This is a genomic window from Aestuariibius violaceus, from assembly GCF_040779325.2.
Classification (GTDB): domain Bacteria; phylum Pseudomonadota; class Alphaproteobacteria; order Rhodobacterales; family Rhodobacteraceae; genus Aestuariibius; species Aestuariibius violaceus.
Genome location: NZ_JBFONT020000006.1, coordinates 1 through 23,390, shown reverse-complemented (window position 1 = coordinate 23,390; position 23,390 = coordinate 1). Strand labels below are relative to the sequence as shown.

Below are 23,390 nucleotides of genomic sequence, written 5' to 3'. Positions count from 1 at the left end.
CCATGACGCCAGCCGAGATGGAAGCGCGGATCGTCCGCTACGGGGATCTTAAGCCGTGCCGGACGGCGTTCATCGACGCCCATACGCCGGGGTCGGACCGGAAGGAGAACTTCACCATCATCGGCGGCGGGGTATCGGAAAGCCCCGATCAGCATGTCCATATCGCCGAGCCGCACGGGTTCAATATCGGCGCGGCGGGGCAGCCGCCCCATTGCCGGAATTCGCTGCATTCGCACCGGACGGCGGAGGTGTTCTTCGTCCTCAGCGGGCGCTGGCGGTTCTTTTGGGGCCGCTGGGGCGATGCGGGCGAGGTGGTGCTGGAAAAGGGCGACATCATCAACATCCCGACGGGCATCTTCCGCGGGTTCGAGAATGTGGGCACGGATTACGGGATGATCATGGCGATCCTCGGCGGCGACGATGCCGGGGGCGGCGTGATCTGGGCGCCGCAGGTGATCGAGGAGGCGGGCGCGCACGGGCTGGTTCTGGGAGAAAACGGGCGGCTTTACGACACGAAGAAGGGCGAGAGCCTGCCCGACGGCGTCGGCCCGATGCCGGTGCTGACGGAGGCGGAGCTGGACAGGTATCCGGAGCCCGCGCCGATGGAGGTCGTGGGCTTCGGGGTGCGGCGGTATCTGGACATGGTGGCCTTGGCGAAAGACCGGCCGGTCAAGGTGATCGGCGAGCGGGGGATCATCCGCGACAAGCCGGGGTTCGAGGTGGATCTGGTGACGCGGTCGTCGGCGTCGGACGGGATGCATTCCCATGACCGCGCGTCGGTTCTGATGCCGGTGACGGGGCATTGGCGGCTGTTCTGGGAGGGCGGCGAGGTTTCATTGGCGCCGGGGGATACGGCGACGGTGCCCGGCGGGTTGCGGCATGGGGCGGTGCCCGCGATGAGCGGGGAGGCGGCGCTTTATCACGTGGTGGGGACGGATGATCCGGCGGGGGCGACCTGGCGGGGGTGATAGGACGGGCGGGGACGGCGCTCCCGCTGCGCGGATCGCCCCGCCCACCGTCCCCGGCGGTTTTTTGGTGATTGTTCGGTTGGTCGGAGTGGATGGCTGGACGGGGGGATTTGAGTATTTTTGGCCAGATGAAGGGGGCGGTCTGACTTTGGGACTTCGCCCGTTCGGCGCTGAAATCTCTCCACTGGAGAGATTTTCGGGATGGCTTTGGGCTCTGCCCGTTCGCGGCTCAAAAGGTCCAGTGGACCTTTTGCCGGCTTACGCCGGACCGCCGCTTGGCCGGGGCTCCGCCCGTTCGGCGCTGAAATCTCTCCACTGGAGAGATTTCCGGGATGGCTTTGGGCTCCGCCCGTTCGCGGCTCAAAAGGTCCACTGGACCTTTTGCCGGCTTACGCCGGACCGCCGCTCACCCCTTAACAGCCCCTGCCGTCAGGCCGCTGACGATCTGGCGTTGGAAGAACATGACCAGCAGGAAGAGCGGCGCGGTGGCGGAGACGACGGAGGCGACGGCGAACATGACGTTGCCTTCGACCTGGACCGAGCCGAGGAAGCTCGCGATCTTGGGGACCATCGTGTGGTTCTGCTGGCTCAGCAGCAGGGCCGTGACGGTGAAGTCGTTATAGGCGAGCAGGAACGAGAAGAGGCCGGTGGTGATGACGCCGGGCCACATCACGGGGACGATCACGTGGCGGAAGGCCTGGAAGCGGGTGCATCCGTCGACCATGGCGCTTTCGTCGAGGTCCTTGGGGATGTTCAGGAAGAACGAGTGCAGCATCCAGAGCGTGAAGGGCTGGTTGATGGCCACCAGGACGATGATCGCCGTCGAGAGGCTGCCCCAGACGCCCCATTCGAAGAAGGGAAGCAGGTAGCCAGAGACCAGCGTGATATGGGGCATGGCGCGGAAGATCAGCGCGGCCATCAGCAGCCAGAAGGCGTAGCGGTAGCCGGAGCGGGCGAGCGCGTAGCCGCCCAGCGTGCCGAAGGTCAGCGAGATGATGACGACGGCGATGACGACGATCATCGTGTTGAGGGCGGCGCGCCAGAATTCTTCCTCCACCCAGGCGCCGGCATAGGCTTGCAGGGTGAAGGGGCTGCCGGTTTCGGCCTGGGTGCGGGTGCCGTAGAGCGCGTTGGTCCAGTCGGCCTTGGAGAAGAAGTCGCCCTGCACCTTGAAGCTGCCCCAGAGCGTCCAGAGGAAGGGGAAGGCCGCGACGATCAGCCAGACGATGATGAAGATCGTCGAGAGGGTGACGAGCGTGGTGGAGCGTTGTTGCGCGCGGGCGGCCATCGTCTCACACCCTCTTTCGGTTGAAGTCGCGCCAGGTGCGGATCACGACGGGGGTGAGCAGGATGGCGACGCCGATGATCGTGAGCACCGAGGTGGCTGCGGCGGAACCGAAAAGCGCGCCGGCCTCGTTCCTGAGATCGTCGAAGATGATCCAGGAGAGCGAGGTCGCGTTTGCCTCGGCCGAGAAGCCGACGATCGGTTCGAAGACGCGGAAATTGTCCATCAGCTGGATCAGCGTGATGAAGATGACGAGCGGCATCAGGTGCGGGAGCGTCACGTGGCGGACGCGCTGCCAGCGGGAGGCGCCGTCGATCATGGCGGCCTCGAGCGTTTCCTCGGACACGGTTTGGAGGCCCGCATAGAAGACGATGAAAGCGAAGGGGGCCGAGTGCCAGACGCCGTAGACGAAGAGGGTGATCCAGGTGAGCGTGGGGGACGCCTTGAGCGAGAGGTTCGGGTCACCCGTCAGGTTCTGGAGCGAGGCGCCGATGATGCCGCGGGCGTCGATCATCCAGAAGAGGATGAGCGAGGCGATCAGCGGCGTGACGATCATCGGCAGCAGCGTGAAGAAGATCGTCGGGCCCTTGACCATCTTGGGCAGGGCATTGACGGCGAGCGCGATCATCAGGCCGAGGATCAGGACAAGCGGCGTGACGATGGCGGTGTAGGACAGCGTGAAGGCGAGCGCCTTGTAGAAGGGCAGGTTCATCAGGCGCCCGAGGAAATCCCCGATACCGTCGGAGGCGGCCCAGGCGGCCGACACCTCGGCGAAAGCCAGGTGGGAGCGGTTGGTGTAGGTGCCAAGGCCGTTGAACCGGCCGAGCGGTTCGGCGTCGCGCAGGGCCTGCGTCGCCTGCTGGTCGATGGTGGTCGAGGGGGTGCAGCCGAAGGGGCCGCAGTTTTCGGTGACGATCAGCACCTGTTCGTGTTCGACATAGAGCGACTGGATCGCGATCGAGATGATGGGGAGCGCGATGAAGAGGATCATCGCGGCGAGCGACGGGAAGATGAAGCGCAGGAAGGTGCCGTGGGGCATGGGCCGCTCCGCCGGGGAGGGGCGGGGCCGGAGCCCCGCCCTTGTGGCTTACTGGATGTAGCCCTGTTCGCGGGCGGTCGTCGTATAGGCGGCCTCGACATCTGCGAGTGCCTGTTCGGCGCTTTCGGTGCCTTGCATGAATTCGGCCAGTTCATTGCCGAGCGCGGTGTGGAGGAGGCCCATATAGGGCAGCATTGGATAGGGCGCGGTACCCATCTGCGCGGTGGTTGCCACGCCTTCCGCCGCAGGTCCGGGCTGGTAGCCTTCGATCAGCCAGACGGCCTTGTCGTTGTGATCCTCCATCAGCGCGGGGTCGATGCCGTTGACGAGCGCGATGAACGTCGCCTCGGCATCCTCGTCGGAGATGTTGGCCGAGATGGTGAAGCCGTCCCACCAGAGGGTGGAGGCGGGCCGGTCGCCGCCGCCGACGGTGGGGGCGGCCACGAGGCGGGTGTTCGACGTGACCTCTTCGGTCGAGCCTTCGTCGTCGAGGATGGTCGAGCCGCGGGAGCCCCACATGACGGCAAGCGCCAGTTCGCCCGATTCCCAGAGCGCGCCGGTCGCGTTGGAATCGAAGGTCAGGAAGTCGGGGTCGGCATAGGCGTTGACCTGCGACAGCATCTCGAGCGCCTGGATGCCCGTTTCGTTGTTGATCGCCACATTGGCGGTGCCGGGTTCGAAGAATTCGCCGCCAAGGCCCAGATACATGTTCACGAATTCCTCGGCGAGGTTCCAGCCGACGGCGGTGTTCATGGCGAAGGGATCGTCCATGATCCCGGCCTCTTCGATGGCCGCTGCCGCCTCGATCACCTGTTCGTAGGTGGTCGGGATCTCGATGCCCGCTTCGGCCAGGATATCCTCGCGCACAAAGAGGTGCTGGGCATTGGCCATGAAGGCCACGGCCATGACCTGGCCGTTGATGGTGATGAGCTGGGTCGGGCTGAGGTTCTGCCCGTGTTCGGCCACCAGATCGTCGAGCGGGCGGATCAGCCCTTCGTTCATCAGCGGCAGGATCGAGGCGTTCGCGACGATGGCGGCGGTGTATTCGGCCGGGTTGGCGGACAGGGCGGCGACCTGGATATCCTTGTGTTCGGTCGTGAGGTTCGAGCTGAACTCGACCCCGCCCGTCGCACAGGTTTCGGCGCGGTCGACGACGGCGCGCAGGGCTGGGAAGTCGTTGGCGAGGATGTTGATCCGGCCGCTTTCGATGCCGCAGCCGTGGCCTTCGGCCCAGACGGCGCCGGCGCTGGCGGCAAGGGCGGATGTGGCGAGCAAAGTTCTGAAAATCGTCATGGGGCGGACCCTTCCCTGTTCTGGCACTGTTTCCGGACGATCTGGTTCTTGCGACGTGCGGGGCCAGCCCGCCGGTCCGGTTATGTGAAGACGCTGCGTCAAGGTCGCTGTGATTGCAACAGGAATTGGCTTGGTTCCAGAGCTGCTTAGGTCTTGTCTTTTGAGAGGCGGCGCTTAGGCTCGCCTGGTATTTGCCCGTGCGGGGAGGTCGCCTTGGCCGAGATCCAGTTGAAGAGCGTCTCCAAGCGCTGGGGGTCTTTTGTCGGCGTCGACAATTTCGACCTGACCATCGCGGACCGGGAGTTCCTGGTGCTGCTCGGGCCCTCGGGTTGCGGCAAGACCACGACGATGCGGATGATCGCGGGTCTGGAGGATGTGACCGACGGCGACATCCTGGTGGATGGGCGGCGGATCAACGATCTGGATCCCAAGGACCGGGACGTGGCGATGGTGTTCCAGAGCTACGCGCTCTACCCGAACATGAATGTCTACGACAATATCCGCTTTCCGCTGAAGGTCCGGAAGGTGCCCGAGGCCGAGCATGACGCCCGGGTGCGGCGGGCGTCGGAAATGGTGGAGCTGGACGAGTTCCTGCATCGCAAGCCGTCGGAGCTGTCGGGCGGGCAGCGGCAGCGGGTCGCGCTGGCGCGGGCCATCGTGCGGGAGCCGAACGTGTTCCTGATGGACGAGCCGCTGTCGAACCTCGATGCCAAGCTGCGCGTGTCGACGCGGGCGCAGATCAAGAACCTGAGCCACGAGCTGAAGGTGACGACGATCTACGTCACCCACGACCAGATCGAGGCGATGACGCTGGCCGACCGGGTCGTCGTGATGTCGAAGGGCGTCGTGCAGCAGGTCGGCACGCCGACCGAGATCTACGACAATCCGGCCAACACCTTTGTCGCGGGCTTTATCGGCAGCCCGGCGATGAACCTGGTGGAAGGGACTGTCTCGGGCGGGGTGTTCGAGGCGAAGCGGATGCGGATCGCGGGGGTCGGCGCGCCGGACGGGCCGGTCGTTCTGGGGTTCCGGGCGGAGGATGCGGCGATCGCCGAGGAGGGCGAGATCACCGCGCCGGTCTATTCGCTGGAGCTGCTGGGCGATGCGACGATGGTGACGATGCGGGTGGGCGGGGCGCTGATCTCGGTAAAAGCGGACAAGGATTACAGGATCGAGATCGGCGAGACCGTCTCGGCTCGCGTGCCTGCCGGGATTTGCCACCTTTTCGATCCGGATGGCGGTCGTCGTCTTTGAGTTGAACGAAACTCATTTCAATTTCTAGTGTTCACATTTTGTTCAGCTTCATGCGGCAAGGATCGGGGCATCGGTTTCTTTTGAAGCAAAGGCGTTTCAATGGCTGCCCAGTTCTATGCTCCGCCCTGCACGGCTCGACCCTCCTCTGGCCTGGCGCAAGCCGCTTGGGGCTGCCGGTGATCGCGCGCCTGTCACGCCTGCTGGCAACGACCCGCGGCACGATGGTGGCCCTTGGGATCATGACACTTTTCGCTGCCTTTGCGGCCTACGAAGTTCATGTTGTGCGTCAAAAGCTCGCCATACAGGGCAATCACAGCGAAGCGCCGGAGTTGCGGACGGGGATTGCCGTGCTGACGCTGATCGACCGTCTTCACTATCGCTTGCAGGAGATTGCCTGGACCGAGGACGGGCGGGCGGTCCCCAAACATGTGATCACCGATTTCGCCGGTGCCCTGCGCAATCTGGAACGCTATGCCGACCGGCTGAGCGAGGTCTTTGAAAGCAGCGGGACGGTGGCGGCTTCCGGGCGCGCAGAAGAGAATCTCGCGGCGACGATTGCGGCGGCAAAGGCTGCGATCGAAGCGGATTTCGCTGACCCGGTGACGCTTGAAGTGACGTTTTCCGGGCATCGCGAACGGACGAAATACACGATCATCCGGTACTTCCATCTCCTCGCCGAGGAGCGTGAGGCGGCGTTTTTGAAGCAGGAACGCACGCTCGCCTTCTTCACGGCGTCAATCTACGCGGCGGTCCTTGCGATGCTGGGGGCGTTTTCGGCGCTCGTCCTCGTTTTGCGGCGGGAGGTCGGCATCCGCATCGGGCGCGAAAAGGCCGAGCGGCACGCCGAATACCTGTCGCGCACCGACCCGCTGACGGGACTGCCCAACCGGTCGCAGCTTCACCATTTTCTTGGTGACCGGATCACGCGGTTCGAGGATTTCCAACTGCTGCTCATCGATGTCAGTCGCTTCGGTGAGATCAACGAACGCTACGGCCACGCGACGGGCGATGCCGTGCTCCGGGCCCTGTCCGAGCGGCTGAGGGCGCTCGCCGGTCGCAGCGGGGGCGAGGCTGTCCATCTGGGCGCGGATGAATTCGCGCTGGTCCTGCCGCTTTTCGCGCAGGAGGATGGCAGCCAGATCTGTTCAAGCATCGAAGAGATGTCGATCCGGGACGGCACGAACCGGGTCTTCGTGAAGACGGCGATCGGGCGGGCGGGCAGCGACACGCTGCGGGCTGAAGGGCATCTGTCGACTGACGGCATGATCCGAGCCGTCGAGCTTGCCTTGTCCGAGGCGAAGTACCGGTCGCACGAGCAATTCGTGACGTACACGCCGGAGCTGGAGCAGCGCCATGCAAGGCGGCGCGAATTGCTGGATTCCATTCCGCGCGCCATCGAGGACGACGAGTTCTTCGTCGCCTTCCAGCCCAAGGTCGATCTTGCCGACGGGTACGTCTACGGCTTCGAGGCGCTGATCCGCTGGCGCCATCAGGGAAGGGTGATCTCTCCCGCCGACTTTCTGCCGCTTGCCGAAGAGACACGTCTGATCGTCGACCTCGACCTTCTGGTGCTGGGTGATGCGGTCCGGCAGGTGGCCAGCTGGAACCGTGTTACGGGGCGGGATTATGCGATCAGCGTGAACCTTTCGGCGCTTCATTTCAGCAACCGCGACATCGTGACAGCGGTCGCCGATCTGCTGGCCGATCTGGACTTCAACCCCTCCCTTCTCACGCTGGAGATCACAGAAACCGTGATGCTCGACGATTGGGAAGGCGTGCAGGCGATCCTGGCAGACCTGTCGGCGCTGGGTGTGAAGATCTCTCTTGATGATTTCGGGACCGGCTATTCCAGCCTTGCTTATCTGCGCCGGATCTCGGCCGACGAGCTGAAAATCGACCGGTCCTTCGTCACCGAAATCGAACAATCGAGCGAGGCGCAGTTCGTGCTGGACGCAATCGTCGATATTGCCACGGGGCTCGGCATGAAGATCGTCGTGGAGGGGATCGAGACGGAGGAGCAGGCGCGGATCGTCTCGGGCTTTGGATGCGACCGTGGGCAGGGCTATCTCTGGGGTGCCCCGAAGCCCGCGGGCGAGACGGAGGTTGCGATCCTGGAAGCGGTGGCCTGACGCGGTCTTCTCGAGGTTGCCGGAGCGGGCGGCCCGGCGGTGGCTGGCTCACCTGCGGTGAAGGGCGCGTGCGGCAAAAGGGGTGCTTGCTTTGCGATCTTTGTGAACATAACAAGAACATATGGCCGCAAAGACACTTCAGGAGAAGCTCGCCATTCTGGCGGATGCCGCAAAGTATGATGCCTCCTGCGCGTCATCTGGCACGGCAAAACGCACTTCGCTGGGCGGCAACGGGCTGGGGTCGACGGAGGGGTCGGGCATCTGCCACGCCTACGCCCCGGACGGGCGCTGCATCAGCCTTCTGAAGATCCTGCTCACGAATTTCTGCGTCTATGACTGCGCCTATTGCGTGAACCGGGTGTCCTCCAATGTCGAGCGCGCCCGCTTCACGCCGGAGGACGTGGTCTTCCTGACCATCGAATTCTACCGGCGGAACTATATCGAAGGGCTGTTCCTGTCCTCGGGCATCATCCGGTCGCCGGATTATACGATGGAGCAGCTTGTGCGCGTGGCGCGCACGCTCAGAACCGAACACAACTTCCGCGGCTATATCCACCTCAAGACGATCCCGGACGCGGCGCCCGAACTGATCGAGGAGGCGGGGCTTTATGCCGACCGGCTGTCGATCAATATCGAGTTGCCGACCGATGCCGGGGTGAAGGCCTATGCGCCCGAGAAGGATCCCGACCGGATCCGCCGCGCCATGGGCGATGTGCGGTTGAAGACGGCGGAGTTCGGCGAGCGCAGCCATACCGGGCGCCGGAAGGGGCGGTTCGCGCCGGCGGGGCAGTCGACGCAGCTGATCGTGGGGGCGGATGATGCCTCGGACGCGGATGTGCTGCGGAATTCGGAGCGGCTTTACAGTGCCTACAAGCTGAAGCGGGTCTATTACTCGGCCTTTTCGCCGATCCCCGATGCGTCGGCCACGCTGCCGCTGGCCCGCCCGCCATTGATGCGGGAACACCGGCTTTACCAGGCGGACTGGTTGATCCGGTTCTATGGGTTCGATGCGGGCGAGGTTGCCTCGAACGGGGCGATGCTGGATTTGGCCGTCGACCCCAAGCTCGCCTGGGCCTTGCGCAACCGGCACCTGTTCCCCGTCGATCCCAACCGGGCGGATCGCGAGGCCCTTCTGCGCGTGCCGGGCTTCGGGACCAGGACCGTGGGCCGCGTGCTGAAGACCCGGCGGACCAAGACGCTGCGCTACGAGGATCTGGTGCGGATCGGTGCGAACATGAAGACGGCGCGCAGTTTCGTGACGTTGCCGGGCTGGTCGCCCGGTGCGGCGCTGGAGGCGGCCGATCTGCGGGCGCGGTTCACCCCGGCGCCCGAGCAGCTGCAGCTGATCTGATGCAGCAGGTCGCCCTGCCGCGGATCGGGCCGTTTGCCCGCTGGCGCGATTCAGCGCGGGACGCGGCGGCCATGCGGCTGCGGCCCGAGCGGATCGACTGGTTTCTGGAAGGCGAGGGCGGCGGCCTGTTCGTGACCGAGACCGGCCCGCTGCCCGAGGCGCGGCACAAGGTGCGGGCAACGAAGTCTTTCCTCGGCCTTGCCGAAACGGTGATCTGGCATTCCGACCGCGACCGGTTCTCGCGCCTTTACCGGCTGCTGCTGCGGCTGCAGGCCGAGCCGCGCCTGATGGCCGATCGCGGTGACCCGGAGGTCGCCCATCTGGAGCGGCTGGCCAAGGCCGTCCGCCGGGATATGCACAAGATGAAGGCCTTCGTCCGGTTCCGCGAGGTCGACGGGATGGGCGCGCGCCGATCCTTCGTCGCCTGGTTCGAGCCCGATCACCATATCTGCGAGCCGATCGCCGGGTTCTTCGCCCGCCGGTTCGCCGATATGGATTGGGTGATCGCCACGCCAGAGATGTCGATCCACCATGTGGAGGGCGCCGTGACGCTCGACCCGACACCGCCTGAGAGGCCGCGCCTGGCCGATGCGACCGAGGATCTGTGGCGGACCTACTACGCCAGCATCTTCAACCCGGCGCGGCTGAAGGTGAAGGCCATGACCTCGGAAATGCCCAAGAAATACTGGCGGAACCTTCCGGAGGCGGAGCTTATTCCCCAACTGATCGCCAACGCTGAGGCGCGCAGCCGGGCGATGCAGGAGGCGGCGCCGACGCTACCGGCGGCCGGGGCCGACAGGATCTCGGCCCGGGTGAGGGAGGTGTCCGTGACGGAACCCGCCACATCTTTGGAGGCGCTGGAGCGCGAGGCGCACGGGTGCGCGCGGTGCCCGCTGCATGGCTGCGCCACGCAGCTGGTGTTCGGCGAGGGGCCGGCGGGTGCGGATCTGATGGTGGTGGGCGAGCAGCCGGGGGATAGGGAGGATCTGGCCGGGCGGCCCTTCGTCGGGCCTGCGGGGCAGTTGTTCGATCAGCTGGCCGGACGTGCGGGGCTCGACCGGCAGGCGAGCTACGTCACCAATGCGGTCAAGCATTTCAAGTTCACGATCCGCGGTAAACGTCGCATTCACCAGTCGCCCGCGACCGGCGAGATCGACCAGTGCCGCTGGTGGCTGGAGCAGGAGATTGCGCTGGTCCGGCCGAAGCTGATCCTGGCGATGGGCGCGACGGCGCTCCGCGCGCTGACTGGGAACGGCGCGGGGATCCTCAAGCGGCGGGGTGGGATTGAGGCCGGGCTGTCGGGGCATCCCGTCTTTGTCACCGTCCACCCGTCCTTCATCCTGCGCGTTCCGGCGGACAGGCGGCAGGCAGAGGAAGCGGCCTTCGTGGCGGATCTGACGGCGGCGATGACGCGGCTGCCGGCGCTCACCGCCGCTCAGTAATCGCGTTCGAAGAAGATCCCGAGCCCGGTTTCCCCGTCCGAGCCGACCGTGCCGCGCGCGGTCAGCGAGCGCGTGATGTCGAGGTTCAGCGAGATTTCCGCGTCGCCGGTCGAGCCCACGGTGACGTCGGTATAGATGTTTTCGGAAAGGTAGGCGCCCGCGCGGAGGGCGGCGCTGCCATCCTCTCCGGTCGTGATGTCGAGATCGGCGAGGCCCGTCTGTTCGCGCAGATCACCCACAAGTCCGCCGCCGCCGCCGCCCGCCAGCGTGGACACAGCGGAGGCCAGCTGCACGGCCTGCAGCGGCGAGATGCTGTCGAGGTCGCGCCCGAAGAGGAGCTGGGCCAGCACCTCTTCCTCGGGCAGTTCGGGGGAGGAGGTGAAGCGGATATCCGGATCGTCGATGGAGCCTTCGACGATGATGCTGATCGTCGTCGTGTCGGTTTCGGTGACCGCGACGAGGCGGATGTTCGGGACGAAATCACCGAGCAAGGTGATCGCCCCCTCGTCAAGCTGGAAGCGCTGGCCGAGGATGTCGAGGCGCCCGCGGATCAGTTCGAACCGGCCCTGGGGGATGACCTCGGCCGTGGTGCCGCCGATCCGAAGCTGGCCGCCCAGTTCCGCATCGAGGCCGCGGCCACGGACGAAGATCCGGGCGGGCGCGCGGACGAGGATGTCGAGCGGGTAGGGGCGGGTGGTGCCGGTGCCGGTTTCCGCCTGCTGGGACGGGAGCAGCCCGGCGCGGCGCCGGGTTTCCTGCACCGCGGGCGGCGGGTTGACGTGGACGATGTCGGGCAGCGTCCCGAGCCCGCCGAGCGAGGAGGAGGGGATGCGGATTTCGCTGGTGCCGAGGTCGATCTGGCCGCTGATCGCCGCCCCGCCTGCCAGCGGACCCTGGATGCTGACCTGACCGTCAACGGTGGTTTCGTAGAGCTGGGGGTCGATGAGGCTCGCCTGATTGAGGCGGGCTGTGAGGTTCGCAGGGAAGGGCGCGTCGAGGCCGATTGTGCCGGAGGCGGCGATCGTGCCGCCGGTCGAGACCCGGCCCGTGGTCTCAAGCGTGGCGGTGCCGCCCGCGAGGTTGGCGGTGAGCGCGACGTTCTCGGCGGCCCGTCCCAGCGTCGGGAGGGAAACGCGCGCGCCACTCGTCGCGATCCGCCCGCTGACGGAGCTGAGCGCGGGCGGCCCGGCGACGGAGAGGTCGAACTGGGCGGTGCCGGAAAGCTGGCGCGGTTCGACGAACGGGTTGGCCAGGCCAAGGGGCACGGCGCCGCTGGTGCGCAGGTTCAGATTGTTGCCCTGGATGGTCCCGGCGACGGTGGCGCGGGTGCCGGCCGGGCCGGTCAGCGCCGCGTCGAGCACGATCTCGCCGCCTGGACGTAGGGTGGCGGTGCCATCGGCGGTGGCCGGGCCGCTGAGTTCGGGGACGAAGAGCCCGATATCGGCAAGCCGTGCGTCGAACCGGGCGCGGCTGGTCCCGCCGTCGAGAGAGCCGTCGGCGTCGACGGTGATGTTCGGATAGACGGCGTCGAACTGGTCGAGGACAAGCGTGCCGTCGGCCCGGCGGGCGCCTTGGAAGGTAATGCGGCCGGACCCGGCGAGGAGCGTGTCGACGGCCTGCTGGCCGATCGCGAGAGATTGCGTGGTGGCATTGGCGGTGATGTCGTAGGTGCCGTTTTCAAGCGTGCCGCGGACCGTCGTCTGCGCCTCGACGGCACCGCTGAGCGGGAGGCCGGCAATCTGCCTGTAGGCAGACAGGTTGCTTGCCCGGAGATTGGCGTCGGCGCGCAGCGGGAAGCCGTCTTCCCGGGGTCCGACCTCGGCATCGATCAGCGCGTCGAGGCCGCCGGGGCCGGTCGCATCGGCATCGATGGACCAGACCCCCGTGGCGGACCGGTCGGCGGTGCCGGTCACCGAGGCCGCACCGCTGAGCGCCGCGTCGATCAGGCTCAGATCGGGGACGCGCAGGTCGAAGCGCCCGCGGCCCGCGCCCTCGGCGGTGGAGCCCGAGGCGGTCAGGTCGATGCCCACGAAGTCCAGGCGCAGGTCGTCGATGCGCAGCGCCTCGGCATCGCGGCTGGCCCGCGCCGTGATGATGCCGCGTCCGTCGATGAGGGGATCGAGCTGCGGGATCCCGGCGGCAAGATCCTCGGTCGTGCCGGTCACGTCGATGTCGAAGAACAGGTCTTCGGGCTCTGCGCTGGCGTCGAGCGTCAGCGAGACGCTCCCGTCGAGCGGGCGCCCGGCGAGGTCGCTGAAGACCGACAGGTCTTCGGCGTTCACCGAGCCGGCGAGCGAGACCGTGCCGAGCGTGTCGAGGCTGGGCGGGCCGTCGATCGGCCCCGGTTCCGTCGCCTGACCGGTCAGATCGGCCGAGAGCAGCGGATAGGCGACGCGCAGCCGGTCAAGCGTGATCCCGTCCCTGTCCCTGCGGGCCGCGATGTCGAGGCGCCCGGTGCCGTCGAGCAGCCGGTCGAGATCGGCGAGGCCGGTTTGCAGATCGCTCGTCACGCCAGAGATGCGGCCATCGAAAAGCAGCGTCTCCGGGGTTACGCCGCCCACGAGTTCCACGGACACCGCGCCGCCGAGTCCATTCGGCGCCAGCGTAGCATATGGCGAAAGGTCATCGGCCGAGATCCGGGCCGTGCCGCTGATCCGGCGGGCCAGCTCGCGCGGCGCGACGGTCGCGTCGATCACCGTATCGAGCCCGCCGGGGCCGGTGAGGCCGATATCGACGGTCAGCCCGCCATCGGCGGTCTGCGCGAGGTCGCCGCGCAGCTCGGCACGGCCGGACAGCCCATCGCGGACAGCCGAAAGGTCGCGGATCGCGGCCTCGACCGAGGCGTCGCTGCCATCGCTCGAAAGATCGGCAGAGCCGGTGATGAGCGCGTCGTCGGTTTCGATCCGCAGGTTTTCGATCCGGGTGCCGTCGGTGTCACGGGTGGCGGAGAGGGCAAGGCTGCCGTCGCCATCGATCAGGCCGTCCACTTCGGCGATCCCGATGCCCAAATCGCCGGTGTCGCCGTCGATCGTGAGGTCGAAGCTGCCGTCGAGGGGGGTGACAGTGCCTTGGGAGGTCAGCGTGATATCGCCCGAAAGCTCGCGCCCGGCCAGCGTGGAGAAGCGGGCCAGATCCTCGACAGTCGCAGAGAGGTCGTAAGCCGTCCGGAAACCGTCGTCGCGATCGATCGTCGCGGTCGTGCCGAGGGCGAGGCCTGCACCAGTGAGACTGAACTCGGTGATCTCGATGGGCGCGCCCGCTGGCGCGGCGAGCCGCAGGCCGCCTGTGATGGCAGAGCCAAGCGCCTCGGCGGCGCCGACATCATCAAGCGTCAAACCTTCGGCGCCGTAATCGAGGGTAGCGGTAAAGCGCTCGCCCCGGCGGATCAGGCCGCCGCCATCGAGGCGTAGCCGGTCGATGGCGAGGCCCGGGCGCTCGATCTGCGACAGCTGGATCTCGGCGGTCCAGCGGTCGTCTTCGGCGGCGTCGAACTGGACGGAAAGCTGCCCGTCGCCCACGGTTATCGGATCGCCCGAGGCGGGGATCGTGACGGGGCCACCATCGGGATGGCGCAGCTCCCCCGTCAAATCGAGGCGGCGGGGCCACTGGTCCGGGTCGATCTCGGCGGAGCCTGAAAGCGTCAGCGCGTCGGTCGAGAGGTCGAGCGTATCGAGACTGAGCGACCCGTCGCCCGCCCGCCGACCCGCCACGTCGAGGGACACATCCGGGCCGAAGAACTCCTCGAATTCCGGGGCGAAGAGCGGAGCGATGTCGCCGTCGATGTCCAGGCGGAAGCGGCGGCCTGCATCGTCGGTGGCCGTCGTGATCTCGCCCGTGATCCGGTCGACCCCGCCCGTTGCGAGCTGCAGGTCGGCCGTGTAGTCCGAGAGGGGGCCGGTGCCCTGAAGGGCGAGCGTCAGCGAGGGCGCGCCGGGGATGCCAAGCCTAGTGGCGACGATGCCATCCTCGGCCTCGGCAAACGTCAGGTCGAGATCGAGGATATCCGTTTCGTTCGAATAGCTTCCGGTCAGGGCGAAGCTGCCCTCCTGCCCTTCCAGACGGTCGGCTTGGAGGCTTGCTTGGCCGTCGCCGTCCGCGAGACTGGCCGAGCCGGTGAGGGACAGGATCAGCTCCTGCCCCACCAGCGGCGCGCCGAGTTCGATGCGGTCGGCGCGAAGCTCGTCGACGCGGATCGAGACGGGCAATTCCGGCAAGGCGAAGGGCGTGGCCTCGGGTGAGGGCGCGGTAGCCTCGGCAATGGGCGTGCGGGGCAGAGCGATGAGGCCCGCGGTCATCTCGTTCACCTCGACCCGGCCGCGCAAGAGGGCGGAGCGGTTCCAGTCGAGCACGAGGTCCTCGGCCCGGAGCCAGACGCCCTGCTCGTCGGCGATCGTCAGACGCTCGATCGTGGCGCGCGAGCTGAGCGCGCCGTCGAAGCCTTCGATGCGGACGGTGCGGCTGACGCCGGAGAGGTTTTCCTCGATAAAGCCCTGGATCAGGCCGACATCGCGCTCTTCCTGCGCCGTCTCCTGCGCAGCGGCGGGGAGCGGCAAGGCGAGGAGGGTTATGAGCGCGAGCCGTTTCATCAGAAGGCCTGTCCGATACCGATATAGACCTGGATCGACGGGCTGTCGTCGTCGTCGCCGCCGCTGACCGGCGTGCCCACATCGAGGCGGATCGGGCCGATGCCGGTATCGTAGCGGATGCCGAGGCCCGCGCCTGCGTGGTCGTCGCCCTCGTCGCTGTAGAAGCTGTCGGGGCCGATGAAGCCGTAATCGTAGAAGCCCACGACGCTGATCCGGTCGGTGACGCCCACGCGGGCCTCGGCCGAGGCGCCGAGGAAGGAGCGGCCGCCGGTCGTGTCGCCATCGACCTCGACCCCGAGCGACTGGAACTCCTGACCGCGCACGGTGCCGCCGCCGCCTGAGAAATAAAGGAAATCCGCGGGCGCCTCGTCCGCCGGGGGGCCAAGGAGCGACCCAAGCTGGCCGCGGAAGGCCAGCACCACGCGGTCGGTCGCCAGCGGGCGCAGGTAGTAGCGCGCGTCGAGGTCCACGCGGCCGCCGCTATCGGTGTCGCTGACGGCGAGGAACGGGATCGCGTCGGCCTCCAGATAGAAGCCTTCGGTCGGGTTCAGCACGTTGTCGCGCCGGTCCCATTCGCCGGAGACCGGGAAGGTGATGTAGGTGTAGTCGCGTTCGCCCAGGTCATCTTCGGTCTCGCCGATGCGGAAGCCCACGCCGGCCGAGACCGTCACGCGGTCGTTGACATAGCGGGTCAGGCCGATCTCGCCGCGGACCTGGCGGGAGAAGAATTCCGGTTCGTCCCGTTCCTCGATCGAGGCCAGCGCGTAGAGGTCGGTATCGGACGAGAAGGTCGCAGGGCGGTTGAAGGTGGTCGTCAGCACGTAGTCCTGACCGCCCGTCGTGCCGCCGAGGCCGCTGATCTCGCCCTCCACCCGCAGCCGCTCGGCCCCGCCGAGAAGGTTGCGGTGCAGCCAGAAGGCGCTGAGGCTAACCCCTTGATCGGACGAGACTTCCGCGCCGAAGCCGAAGCGGCGGGGCAGGCGTTCGGCGATCTGTGCGGTGATCGGCAGGCTGCCGCCGGGGGCGATCTGGTCTGCCTCGATCAGCGCGGCGGAGGAGAAGGTGCCGGTGCGGCGCAGGCGTTCCTCGGCGCGGTCGAGTTCGGACTGGGAAAAGACCTCTCCTTCGGGCAGGCCGGCGATGGCGCGGACGCGTTCGGTGCGGACATTCTGGTTCCCCTCGATGATCAGGCGGCCGAAGGTGAGGCGCGGGCCGGGATCAAGCCGGACATTGACGTCGAGGCGGCTTTGGTCATGGCGGGCGATCACGCTTTCTTCGGCGATGGCGGCCTTGGCATGACCGTCTTCGCGCCAGGCGGTGATGCCGGTGCGGACGGACTGGCGGATCGCATCGGTTTCGGCGGGGAGGCCTGTGGCGAAGGCCTCGGGGATCTCGGTCCGACGGGGGAGAGGGGCGATCCGGGTGCGGCCGAAGGTGAACCGGGGGCCGGGATCGACCCGGATGATGACGCTGCGGATGCTGGCGGGCGGTTGGAGCGGCGGGATCGTTTCGGCCTCTCTCCCGTCGATCTCGATCCTCACGGTGCCGCCGAAATAGCCTTCCTGATAAAGGGTTTCGACCATCCGGGCATAGTCGGCATTGGCCGCGGCGACATAATCCTGCGGGTTGCGCTGATCGGTATCCTCGAGCCCGAAGAGCAGCGAGTTCGCCTTTAACAAGTTCTTAAGATCGTCCGGCGCGTCGCCGGTCCGGATGCTGACCTCCTGCGCAACGGCCGTTGCGGGCGCAACGCAGAGGGCGAAGAGACACAGGATGGCTGTGCGCAAAGAACTCGTTCCGCTACTGCTGATCGACGCCGGGATCGTCTGGCGGCGCGTTCGGTTCGCACAAGCATAGCTTGCGGCGGCGGGAGTTAAAGCGCGAAGCGCATGAACTGGTTTAGTGGGGCAGGGGTAAGCGGGGGGTTAATGGCAGGCACCCGCGCAGATCTGTCGCGCAACGGGCCCGGTTGATCTGGGGGCGGGCGGGGACCATAACCGGGGGATGTTTGATCCGGAAAAGACAGGGCGGCGCAAGGCCTTGGCGGTGCATTTCCTGACCGCGAGCGGGGCCGTCTTCGCGATGCTGGCCCTGCTGGCGGCGGTCGAGCGGCACTGGGACGAGATGTTCCTCTGGCTGGTCGTGGCCTTTGTTGTCGACGGGATCGACGGGCCGCTGGCGCGCCGCTACGACGTCAAGCACAAAGCGGCGCGGTTCGACGGGGTGCTGCTGGATCTGATCATCGATTACCTGACCTATGTCTTCATCCCGGCCTATGCGCTTTACGGCAGCGGGCTGATGGATGGCTGGTCGGGGTGGCTGGCGATTATCCTGATCACCTTTGCCTCGGCTTTGTATTTCGCCGATACCCGCATGAAAACACGGGACAATTCGTTCCACGGCTTTCCCGGCTGCTGGAACATGGCGGTGCTGGTCCTGTTTGCCGTGGCGCCGCCCTGGTGGGTCTGCCTGGGCGTGGTGACGGTGCTGGCGGTGGCGATGTTCCTGCCGGTGAAGTTCGTCCACCCGGTGCGGACCAAGCGGTGGAAAGGGCTGACGCTGCCCGTGGCGGTGCTGTGGACGGCGCTGGCCGGGTGGGCGGCGTGGCACGGGTTCGAGGTGTCTGGCCTGGCGGTATCGCTGCTGGTTCTGGCCTCGCTTTACCTGGTCTCTGCGGGCGCGGTGCAGCAGGTGCTGGACCGGCGGGAGGGGGTCCTGCGGCGGGCCGGGTAGGCCGTTTGGCGTGTCGGCGTTCCGTCGGCTTTTGGTCGGCTTTCTGTCGGACATGGAATGCTGGGCCCCGGACGGTAAGGCGTTGATTTTGCGACGTTGCGCCATTTCGGACTGTGCCGACCCATAAGCGGGCGCCGATCGGTGAGGTCCACCGATAAGCGGCGGCTTATAGGCCCCGGGTGTTGCAGATGACCGGGGTCTTACCGCAACGCGCGGAGCCGGATCGGGCCCCGGGCCGCTCCCGGATCGACAGGGATGCCGCCTTGGGTGGCCTCGATGGTGTCCATCGCGGCGGCGATCCGGCGGATGTCGTCCATGAGGGGGCGCCAGTCGTCCGAGAGGCGCCGGGCGACCTCGGACGGGCAGAAGGTCTTGCCCGGGCCGCGGGCCTCGGCGAGGGCCTGGATCGCGTGGGCGATGTCGTCGTCGGTCATAGGGGAGAGATTGGCGCCCTCCCGGCCATGTCAATCGGTAGCGCCGGGTGGAGTTGGGGGCCAACCTCTTCGCTGAGCGTAGTTTAAGAGATACCAGGACGCATTCTTTTGAACAGAGGCTACGAGATGATTGATCACATCACTTTCGGCGTTGCTGATTTCGCTCGGTCGACCGCTTTCTATGATCGGGCGTTTGCGCCGTTGGGTGTTCGCCGCCTGTTCGATGTCCCCGGGGACCTATCCAATGGAGTGAAGGTGACCGGTTACGGGGACGATCGTCCGTGGTTCTGGCTGGCCGAAGAACGGGCCACTCATGGGTTGATGCACATTGCGTTGACAGCAGAGACAAGGGCCGACGTGGATGCCTTTCATGCGGCCGCTATCCGCGCAGGCGGCACGGACAACGGCCCGCCGGGGCTTCGGCCGCACTATCACCGGGATTACTACGCTGCCTACGTGCTGGATCCCGATGGGCATAACATCGAAGCGGTTTGCCACGTGGCAGAGCTTTGATACGCGCGACCAGAGATCGGCTTCATCCGCATCGGACGTCGGAGTTGGCGTGACCGTTCGGTGAAACGCAAGCCGGGCCGGCGCTGGCCCGGCGCCTTCGGCTTGAGTCCGGACCGAGTGGCGATTGTGGCAGATCGTCTGCCTTTAAGGGTCTTCATCTCCAAGTCTCGCTATCACCCTGAGTTCGACGATGACGCCGGGGGTCGCGAAGCCTGCGACCTCGATCGCGGTCCAGGCCGGGTCGGGATGCGCGGGATCGTGCGGGCCGAGGTGGCGGGCGCGGATTTCGCGGAAGAGCGCAAGGTGGTCCTGAAGGCCGACATGGTAGCTGGTCATCTCGACCGTGTCGCGGAGGGTCAGGCCGGCTTCGGCGAGGACCTCTGCGACGGAGGCGAAGGCGGTTTCGATCTGGGTTGCGGGATCGGGAGAGACGGTTCCGTCGGCGGCGCAGCCGTTGAAGCCGGTGAGGAAGACGTGATCGCCTGAAACGAGACCGGGCGACATGCGCCAATTGCGGGCCATGTCTTTCATCGCGGGCGGGAGGAGGGCGCGGCGGGTCATGGCGTCAGCGGAAGCTCCAGACGGGGCAGTTTGCGGCCGGGGATGGAGCCGGAGGGGACCTCTCCGGTCTGGCGGGCGCCGAGGCGTTCGTAGAAGGGGGCTGCGTTGGGGTCGGCTTCGATGGTGAGGGTGTGGGCGCCGGATCGGCGGGCTTGAGTTATCGCGTGATCGAGAAGGCGGCGGCCGGCGCCTTGGCCCATGGCCTCGGGGGCGACGTAGAGGCGGGCGAGGTCTGCTGTGTCGCCGTCGAGGGTGAGCTGGACCATGGCGATGGGGCTGGCACCGTTTTCGAGGAGCGTGATGCCCGGGAGGTCGGCCTCGGTCACGGTCAGCTCGTCGCGGCAGGCCGTCATGAACGCGTCGTCGTAGCCCCAATGGGCCTTGGAGCGGAGGCAGAGATCGGTGAGCGCGGCCAGGTCGCTGGGCCGGGCCGCGCGGAGGGTGAGGTCAGCCGAGGGCGTCATCGCAGCGGGCGCAGACGCCCTCGTGCCGGTGGGCGCCGACATCGGGGAGGATTTTCCAGCAGCGTTGGCATTTCGTGCCGTCGGCCTTTTCGAAGACCACGCCGACGCCGTCGACCTCGGGCAGGCGGAAGGCCTCGGCAGGGCTGGGGTCTTTGGTGACCGAGATGGCGCTGGTGATGCAGATATCCTCGAACGGGATTTCGGCCAGCGCCTTGGCCTGATCGGCGGTGACGTGCACGACCGGAGCGGCCTCGAGCGAGGAGCCGATGGTCTTGTCCTGGCGCGCGACCTCGAGCGCGCCGGTCACGGTGCGGCGGACGGCGCGGATCTGCGACCACTTCGCGGCCAGCGCCTCATCGCGCCAATCGGCGGGCGTCTGAGGGATGTCTTCGAGGTGGATCGAGGCGTCGGGGGCCTTGTGGCGTTCGAGCCAGACCTCCTCCATCGTGAAGGTGAGGATGGGGGCGAGCCAGGTGGTGAGGCGGTCGTAGAGACGCTCCATCACCCAGAGCGCGGCCTGGCGGCGCGGCGTGTCGCCATCGCAATAAAGTGCGTCTTTACGGATGTCGAAATAGAAGGCCGAGAGGTCGATCGTCGCGAAGTCGAAGACCGCGCGGAAGACGCCCTGGAAGTCGTATCTGGCGTAGCCGTCGCGGACCGCGCTGTCGATTTCCGTCAGGCGGTGGAGGACCCAGCGTTCCAGTTCCGGCAGCTCGGGCGCGTCGCCTTCGCGCGCGCGCTCTGCCGGGAGGGAGCCCAGCAGGAACCGCATCGTGTTGCGCAGGCGGCGGTAGCTGTCCGCCGTCCCTTTCAGGATCTCGGGCCCGATGCGGTGGTCGTGGACATAGTCGGTCTGGGCCACCCAGAGGCGCAGGATGTCGGCGCCGTATTGCTTGACGACTTCCTCTGGCACGATCGTGTTGCCGAGCGATTTGGACATCTTCATGCCCTTCTCGTCCAGCGTGAAGGCGTGGGTCACGACGGCGCGGTAGGGGGCGCGGCCCTTGGTGCCGCAGGCCTGCAGCATGGAGGAATGGAACCATCCGCGGTGCTGGTCGGTGCCTTCCAGATACACGTCGGCGATGCCGTCCTCTGTCCCGTCCGCGCGGTCGCGCAGGACGAAGGCGTGGGTGGAGCCGCTGTCAAACCAGACGTCGAGGATGTCGAAGACCTGCTCGTAATCGTCCGGGTTGTGGTCGTTGCCGAGGAAGCGTTCCTTGGCGCCGTCGGCATACCAGGCATCGGCGCCTTCGGCCTCGAACGCGTCGAGGATGCGGGCGTTGACGGCCGGGTCGCGGAGGAGGAAGTCTTCGTCGTCGGGCTTGGCGCCCTTACGCACGAAACAGGTGAGCGGCACGCCCCAGGCGCGCTGGCGCGAGAGGACCCAGTCGGGCCGCGCCTCGATCATCGAATAGAGGCGGTTGCGTCCCGTTTGCGGCGTCCAGGTGACGAGCTGGTCGATGGAGGTCAGCGCGCGTTCGCGGATCGTCGTGCCGTAGGTGTCCTGGCCGTCGCCGACCGGCTTGTCGATGGCGGCGAACCATTGCGGCGTGTTGCGGTAGATCAGCGGCGCCTTGGACCGCCAGCTGTGCGGATAGCTGTGGGTCATCCGGCCGCGGGCGAGCAGGCCGCTGGCGGCCACCAGCGTGTCGATGACGGATTTGTTGGCGTCGCCTTCCTTGCCGTTGGGCTTGAGGATGCGCTTGCCGCCGAAGATCGGCAGATCCTCGCGGAAGGAGCCGTCTTCCAGCACGTTATAGGTCATCGGAAGCCCGTATTTCAGGCCGATCTGGTAGTCGTCGTCGCCATGGCTGGGGGCGGTGTGGACAAAGCCCGTGCCCGCCTCGTCCGTCACGTGATCGCCCGGCAGGAGGGGGACGTCGAAATCCCATTCGCCGTTCGTCTGCTTGCCGCCCCGGAACGGGTGGGCCAGCGTCAGGCTGTCGAGCACCACGGGCGGCACGTCGCGCAGGCGCGTCACCTGATCCATGGTCAGGCGGGCCTGGGTGAAGGTCTGTTCGGCGAGGCTGTCGGCCACCAGATAGCGGTCGCCCGGCTTGGCCCAGCATTCCTCGGGCGTGTCGGTGACCTGGTAGAGCCCGTAGGTGATCTTGGGCCCGTAGCAGACCGCCCGGTTCGACGGGATCGTCCAGGGGGTCGTCGTCCAGATGACGACAGCGGCGTTGGCGAATTCCTCGCCCAGCTTCTGCGCCTGGGGAGCGAAATTGTCCTCGCCGCTTTCCTGCCGCAGATGGGCGATGAGCGCGTCGCTGCCCGCGATGCCGGTGACGCGGAACTTGACCCAGATCGTGTGGCTCTGATGGTCGTGGTATTCGACTTCGGCCTCGGCCAGCGCCGTCTTCTCGACCGGCGACCACATGACGGGTTTGGAGCCCTGGTAGAGCGTGCCGTTCATCAGGAATTTCTGGAATTCCTCGGCGATCACGCGTTCGGCGTGGAAATCCATCGTGAGATAGGGTTCGTCCCAGTTGCCGGTGATGCCGAGGCGCTTGAACTCCTCGCGCTGGATGTCGACCCATCCCGACGCGAAGTCGCGGCATTCCTGGCGGAACTCGACCACCGGGACGGCATCCTTGTCGCGGCCCTTCTGGCGGTACTTCTCCTCGATCTTCCATTCGATGGGCAGGCCGTGGCAATCCCAGCCGGGGATGTAGCGGGCATCCTTGCCCATCATCTGCTGGGAGCGGACGACCATGTCCTTGAGGATCTTGTTCAGCGCGTGGCCGATATGGAGGTGGCCGTTGGCGTAGGGCGGGCCGTCATGGAGCGTGAAGGGCGCGCGGCCCTCCTTCTCGCGCAGGCGGTCGTAGATCCTCAGCTCCTCCCACCGGGCGAGCCAGCCGGGTTCGCGGTTCGGCAGGCCGGCGCGCATGGGAAAGTCGGTCTGCGGCAGGTTGAGCGTGGCTTTGTAGTCGGGCGTGGTGACGGTATCGGCGCACATCGCGGGGCGTCCTATCGGTATGGAAATACGGGCTGCGGCGGCGCGAGGAGCTCAACGCCATTGGTCCGGCGGGGTCAGGCCGCCGGGCGGGTAATTCGGGCGATGCGTATGGTGCGGGTCATCATGGGCGGGCTTATAGGCCCGGCGGCGGGGGGCGTCCAGTGGGTGGGGCGGGGCGTACATGGGTTTCGGGCTGATGTCGGTTGTGCGGGACCTTTCCCGCCGTTCGCTGCGACTGCTCCAAGGTCTGCTTCTCTAATTGGGCATTTGGGTCAAGCTCGTTTTTCTTGTTGCTTAGGATCGTTGTCGCTCATCCGGGTCACGCTTCTCTTCGCAGTCTGTTTGATGCCGCGTAGGACATCGCTGCACGCATGTG

Annotated in this window: 16 protein-coding genes; 7 read left to right on the top strand and 9 right to left on the bottom strand. The window is 66.8% G+C overall.

The window, feature by feature from the left end; all coding sequences use genetic code 11:
• The first annotated feature begins 2 nt into the window (after positions 1 to 2).
• Entirely contained in the window at positions 3 to 968 is a 966-nt protein-coding gene (locus AADZ90_RS16840; RefSeq protein ID WP_367311242.1) for a cupin domain-containing protein, read from the top strand.
• A gap of 406 nt (positions 969 to 1,374) precedes the next feature.
• Here AADZ90_RS16840 and AADZ90_RS16835 read toward each other — a convergent pair whose 3' ends face one another.
• Genes AADZ90_RS16835 through AADZ90_RS16825 form a run of 3 tightly spaced genes read right to left on the bottom strand, consistent with a single transcriptional unit; the run spans position 1,375 to position 4,585 of the window.
• Entirely contained in the window at positions 1,375 to 2,256 is an 882-nt protein-coding gene (locus tag AADZ90_RS16835; protein WP_367311243.1) for a carbohydrate ABC transporter permease, read from the bottom strand.
• 4 nt (positions 2,257 to 2,260) lie between these two features.
• A complete protein-coding gene (locus AADZ90_RS16830) occupies positions 2,261 to 3,292 on the bottom strand; it encodes a carbohydrate ABC transporter permease (RefSeq protein WP_367311244.1) in 1,032 nt (343 codons plus the stop codon).
• A 48-nt stretch (positions 3,293 to 3,340) separates the two neighbouring features.
• Positions 3,341 to 4,585 carry an ABC transporter substrate-binding protein gene (locus AADZ90_RS16825; RefSeq protein WP_367311245.1) on the bottom strand — a complete coding sequence of 415 codons (1,245 nt, stop codon included), beginning with the start codon at positions 4,583 to 4,585 and terminating at the stop codon, positions 3,341 to 3,343.
• Between the two features lie 213 nt (positions 4,586 to 4,798).
• On the opposite strand from AADZ90_RS16825, the gene AADZ90_RS16820 reads away from it, so the two are divergent.
• The 4 genes from AADZ90_RS16820 (at position 4,799) to AADZ90_RS16805 (ending at position 10,761) form a co-directional block, all read left to right on the top strand.
• Complete coding sequence (locus AADZ90_RS16820; protein ID WP_367311246.1) at positions 4,799 to 5,839, top strand: ABC transporter ATP-binding protein; 1,041 nt, start codon at positions 4,799 to 4,801, stop codon at positions 5,837 to 5,839.
• Positions 5,840 to 6,015: 176 nt separating this feature from the next.
• Positions 6,016 to 7,968, top strand: a complete 1,953-nt coding sequence (locus AADZ90_RS16815; RefSeq protein ID WP_367311247.1) for a putative bifunctional diguanylate cyclase/phosphodiesterase — start codon at positions 6,016 to 6,018, stop codon at positions 7,966 to 7,968.
• Between the two features lie 121 nt (positions 7,969 to 8,089).
• Positions 8,090 to 9,319, top strand: a complete 1,230-nt coding sequence (locus AADZ90_RS16810; RefSeq protein WP_367311248.1) for a putative DNA modification/repair radical SAM protein — start codon at positions 8,090 to 8,092, stop codon at positions 9,317 to 9,319.
• Positions 9,319 to 10,761: a UdgX family uracil-DNA binding protein gene (locus AADZ90_RS16805; RefSeq protein ID WP_367311249.1), complete on the top strand. Its 1,443-nt coding sequence runs from the start codon at positions 9,319 to 9,321 to the stop codon at positions 10,759 to 10,761. The genes AADZ90_RS16810 and AADZ90_RS16805 overlap by 1 nt, the downstream gene beginning before the upstream one ends.
• Here the strand turns inward: AADZ90_RS16805 and AADZ90_RS16800 are convergent.
• The gene (locus AADZ90_RS16800; RefSeq protein ID WP_367311250.1) at positions 10,755 to 15,347 is read right to left on the bottom strand and encodes a translocation/assembly module TamB domain-containing protein; all 4,593 of its coding nucleotides are present in this window, start codon (positions 15,345 to 15,347) and stop codon (positions 10,755 to 10,757) included. The genes AADZ90_RS16805 and AADZ90_RS16800 overlap by 7 nt on opposite strands.
• The gene (locus tag AADZ90_RS16795) at positions 15,347 to 17,134 is read right to left on the bottom strand and encodes an autotransporter assembly complex protein TamA (RefSeq protein ID WP_367311251.1); all 1,788 of its coding nucleotides are present in this window, start codon (positions 17,132 to 17,134) and stop codon (positions 15,347 to 15,349) included. The genes AADZ90_RS16800 and AADZ90_RS16795 overlap by 1 nt, the downstream gene beginning before the upstream one ends.
• 217 nt (positions 17,135 to 17,351) lie before the next feature.
• Here AADZ90_RS16795 and AADZ90_RS16790 point away from each other — a divergent pair, with 217 nt between their 5' ends.
• Entirely contained in the window at positions 17,352 to 18,080 is a 729-nt protein-coding gene (locus tag AADZ90_RS16790) for a CDP-alcohol phosphatidyltransferase family protein (protein WP_367311252.1), read from the top strand.
• A gap of 200 nt (positions 18,081 to 18,280) precedes the next feature.
• Here the strand turns inward: AADZ90_RS16790 and AADZ90_RS16785 are convergent, their stop codons facing one another.
• Positions 18,281 to 18,514 carry a DUF3253 domain-containing protein gene (locus AADZ90_RS16785; RefSeq protein ID WP_367311253.1) on the bottom strand — a complete coding sequence of 78 codons (234 nt, stop codon included), beginning with the start codon at positions 18,512 to 18,514 and terminating at the stop codon, positions 18,281 to 18,283.
• A 126-nt stretch (positions 18,515 to 18,640) separates the two neighbouring features.
• Between AADZ90_RS16785 and AADZ90_RS16780 the strand changes: the two genes are divergently transcribed.
• Complete coding sequence (locus tag AADZ90_RS16780; protein WP_367311254.1) at positions 18,641 to 19,027, top strand: VOC family protein; 387 nt, start codon at positions 18,641 to 18,643, stop codon at positions 19,025 to 19,027.
• 144 nt (positions 19,028 to 19,171) lie between these two features.
• Here the strand turns inward: AADZ90_RS16780 and AADZ90_RS16775 are convergent, their stop codons facing one another.
• The 3 genes from AADZ90_RS16775 to ileS are packed head-to-tail and all read right to left on the bottom strand — an operon-like array spanning position 19,172 to position 23,014.
• Positions 19,172 to 19,588, bottom strand: coding sequence for a Rid family hydrolase (locus AADZ90_RS16775; protein ID WP_367311255.1), 417 nt, complete (start codon positions 19,586 to 19,588; stop codon positions 19,172 to 19,174).
• Positions 19,585 to 20,052, bottom strand: coding sequence for a GNAT family N-acetyltransferase (locus AADZ90_RS16770; RefSeq protein WP_367311256.1), 468 nt, complete (start codon positions 20,050 to 20,052; stop codon positions 19,585 to 19,587). Before AADZ90_RS16770 ends, AADZ90_RS16775 begins: the two co-directional genes overlap by 4 nt.
• Positions 20,036 to 23,014 (bottom strand): isoleucine--tRNA ligase, encoded by a 2,979-nt coding sequence (gene ileS / locus AADZ90_RS16765; RefSeq protein ID WP_367311257.1) that lies wholly within the window; start codon positions 23,012 to 23,014, stop codon positions 20,036 to 20,038. Before ileS ends, AADZ90_RS16770 begins: the two co-directional genes overlap by 17 nt.
• Between the last annotated feature and the right edge of the window lie 376 nt (positions 23,015 to 23,390).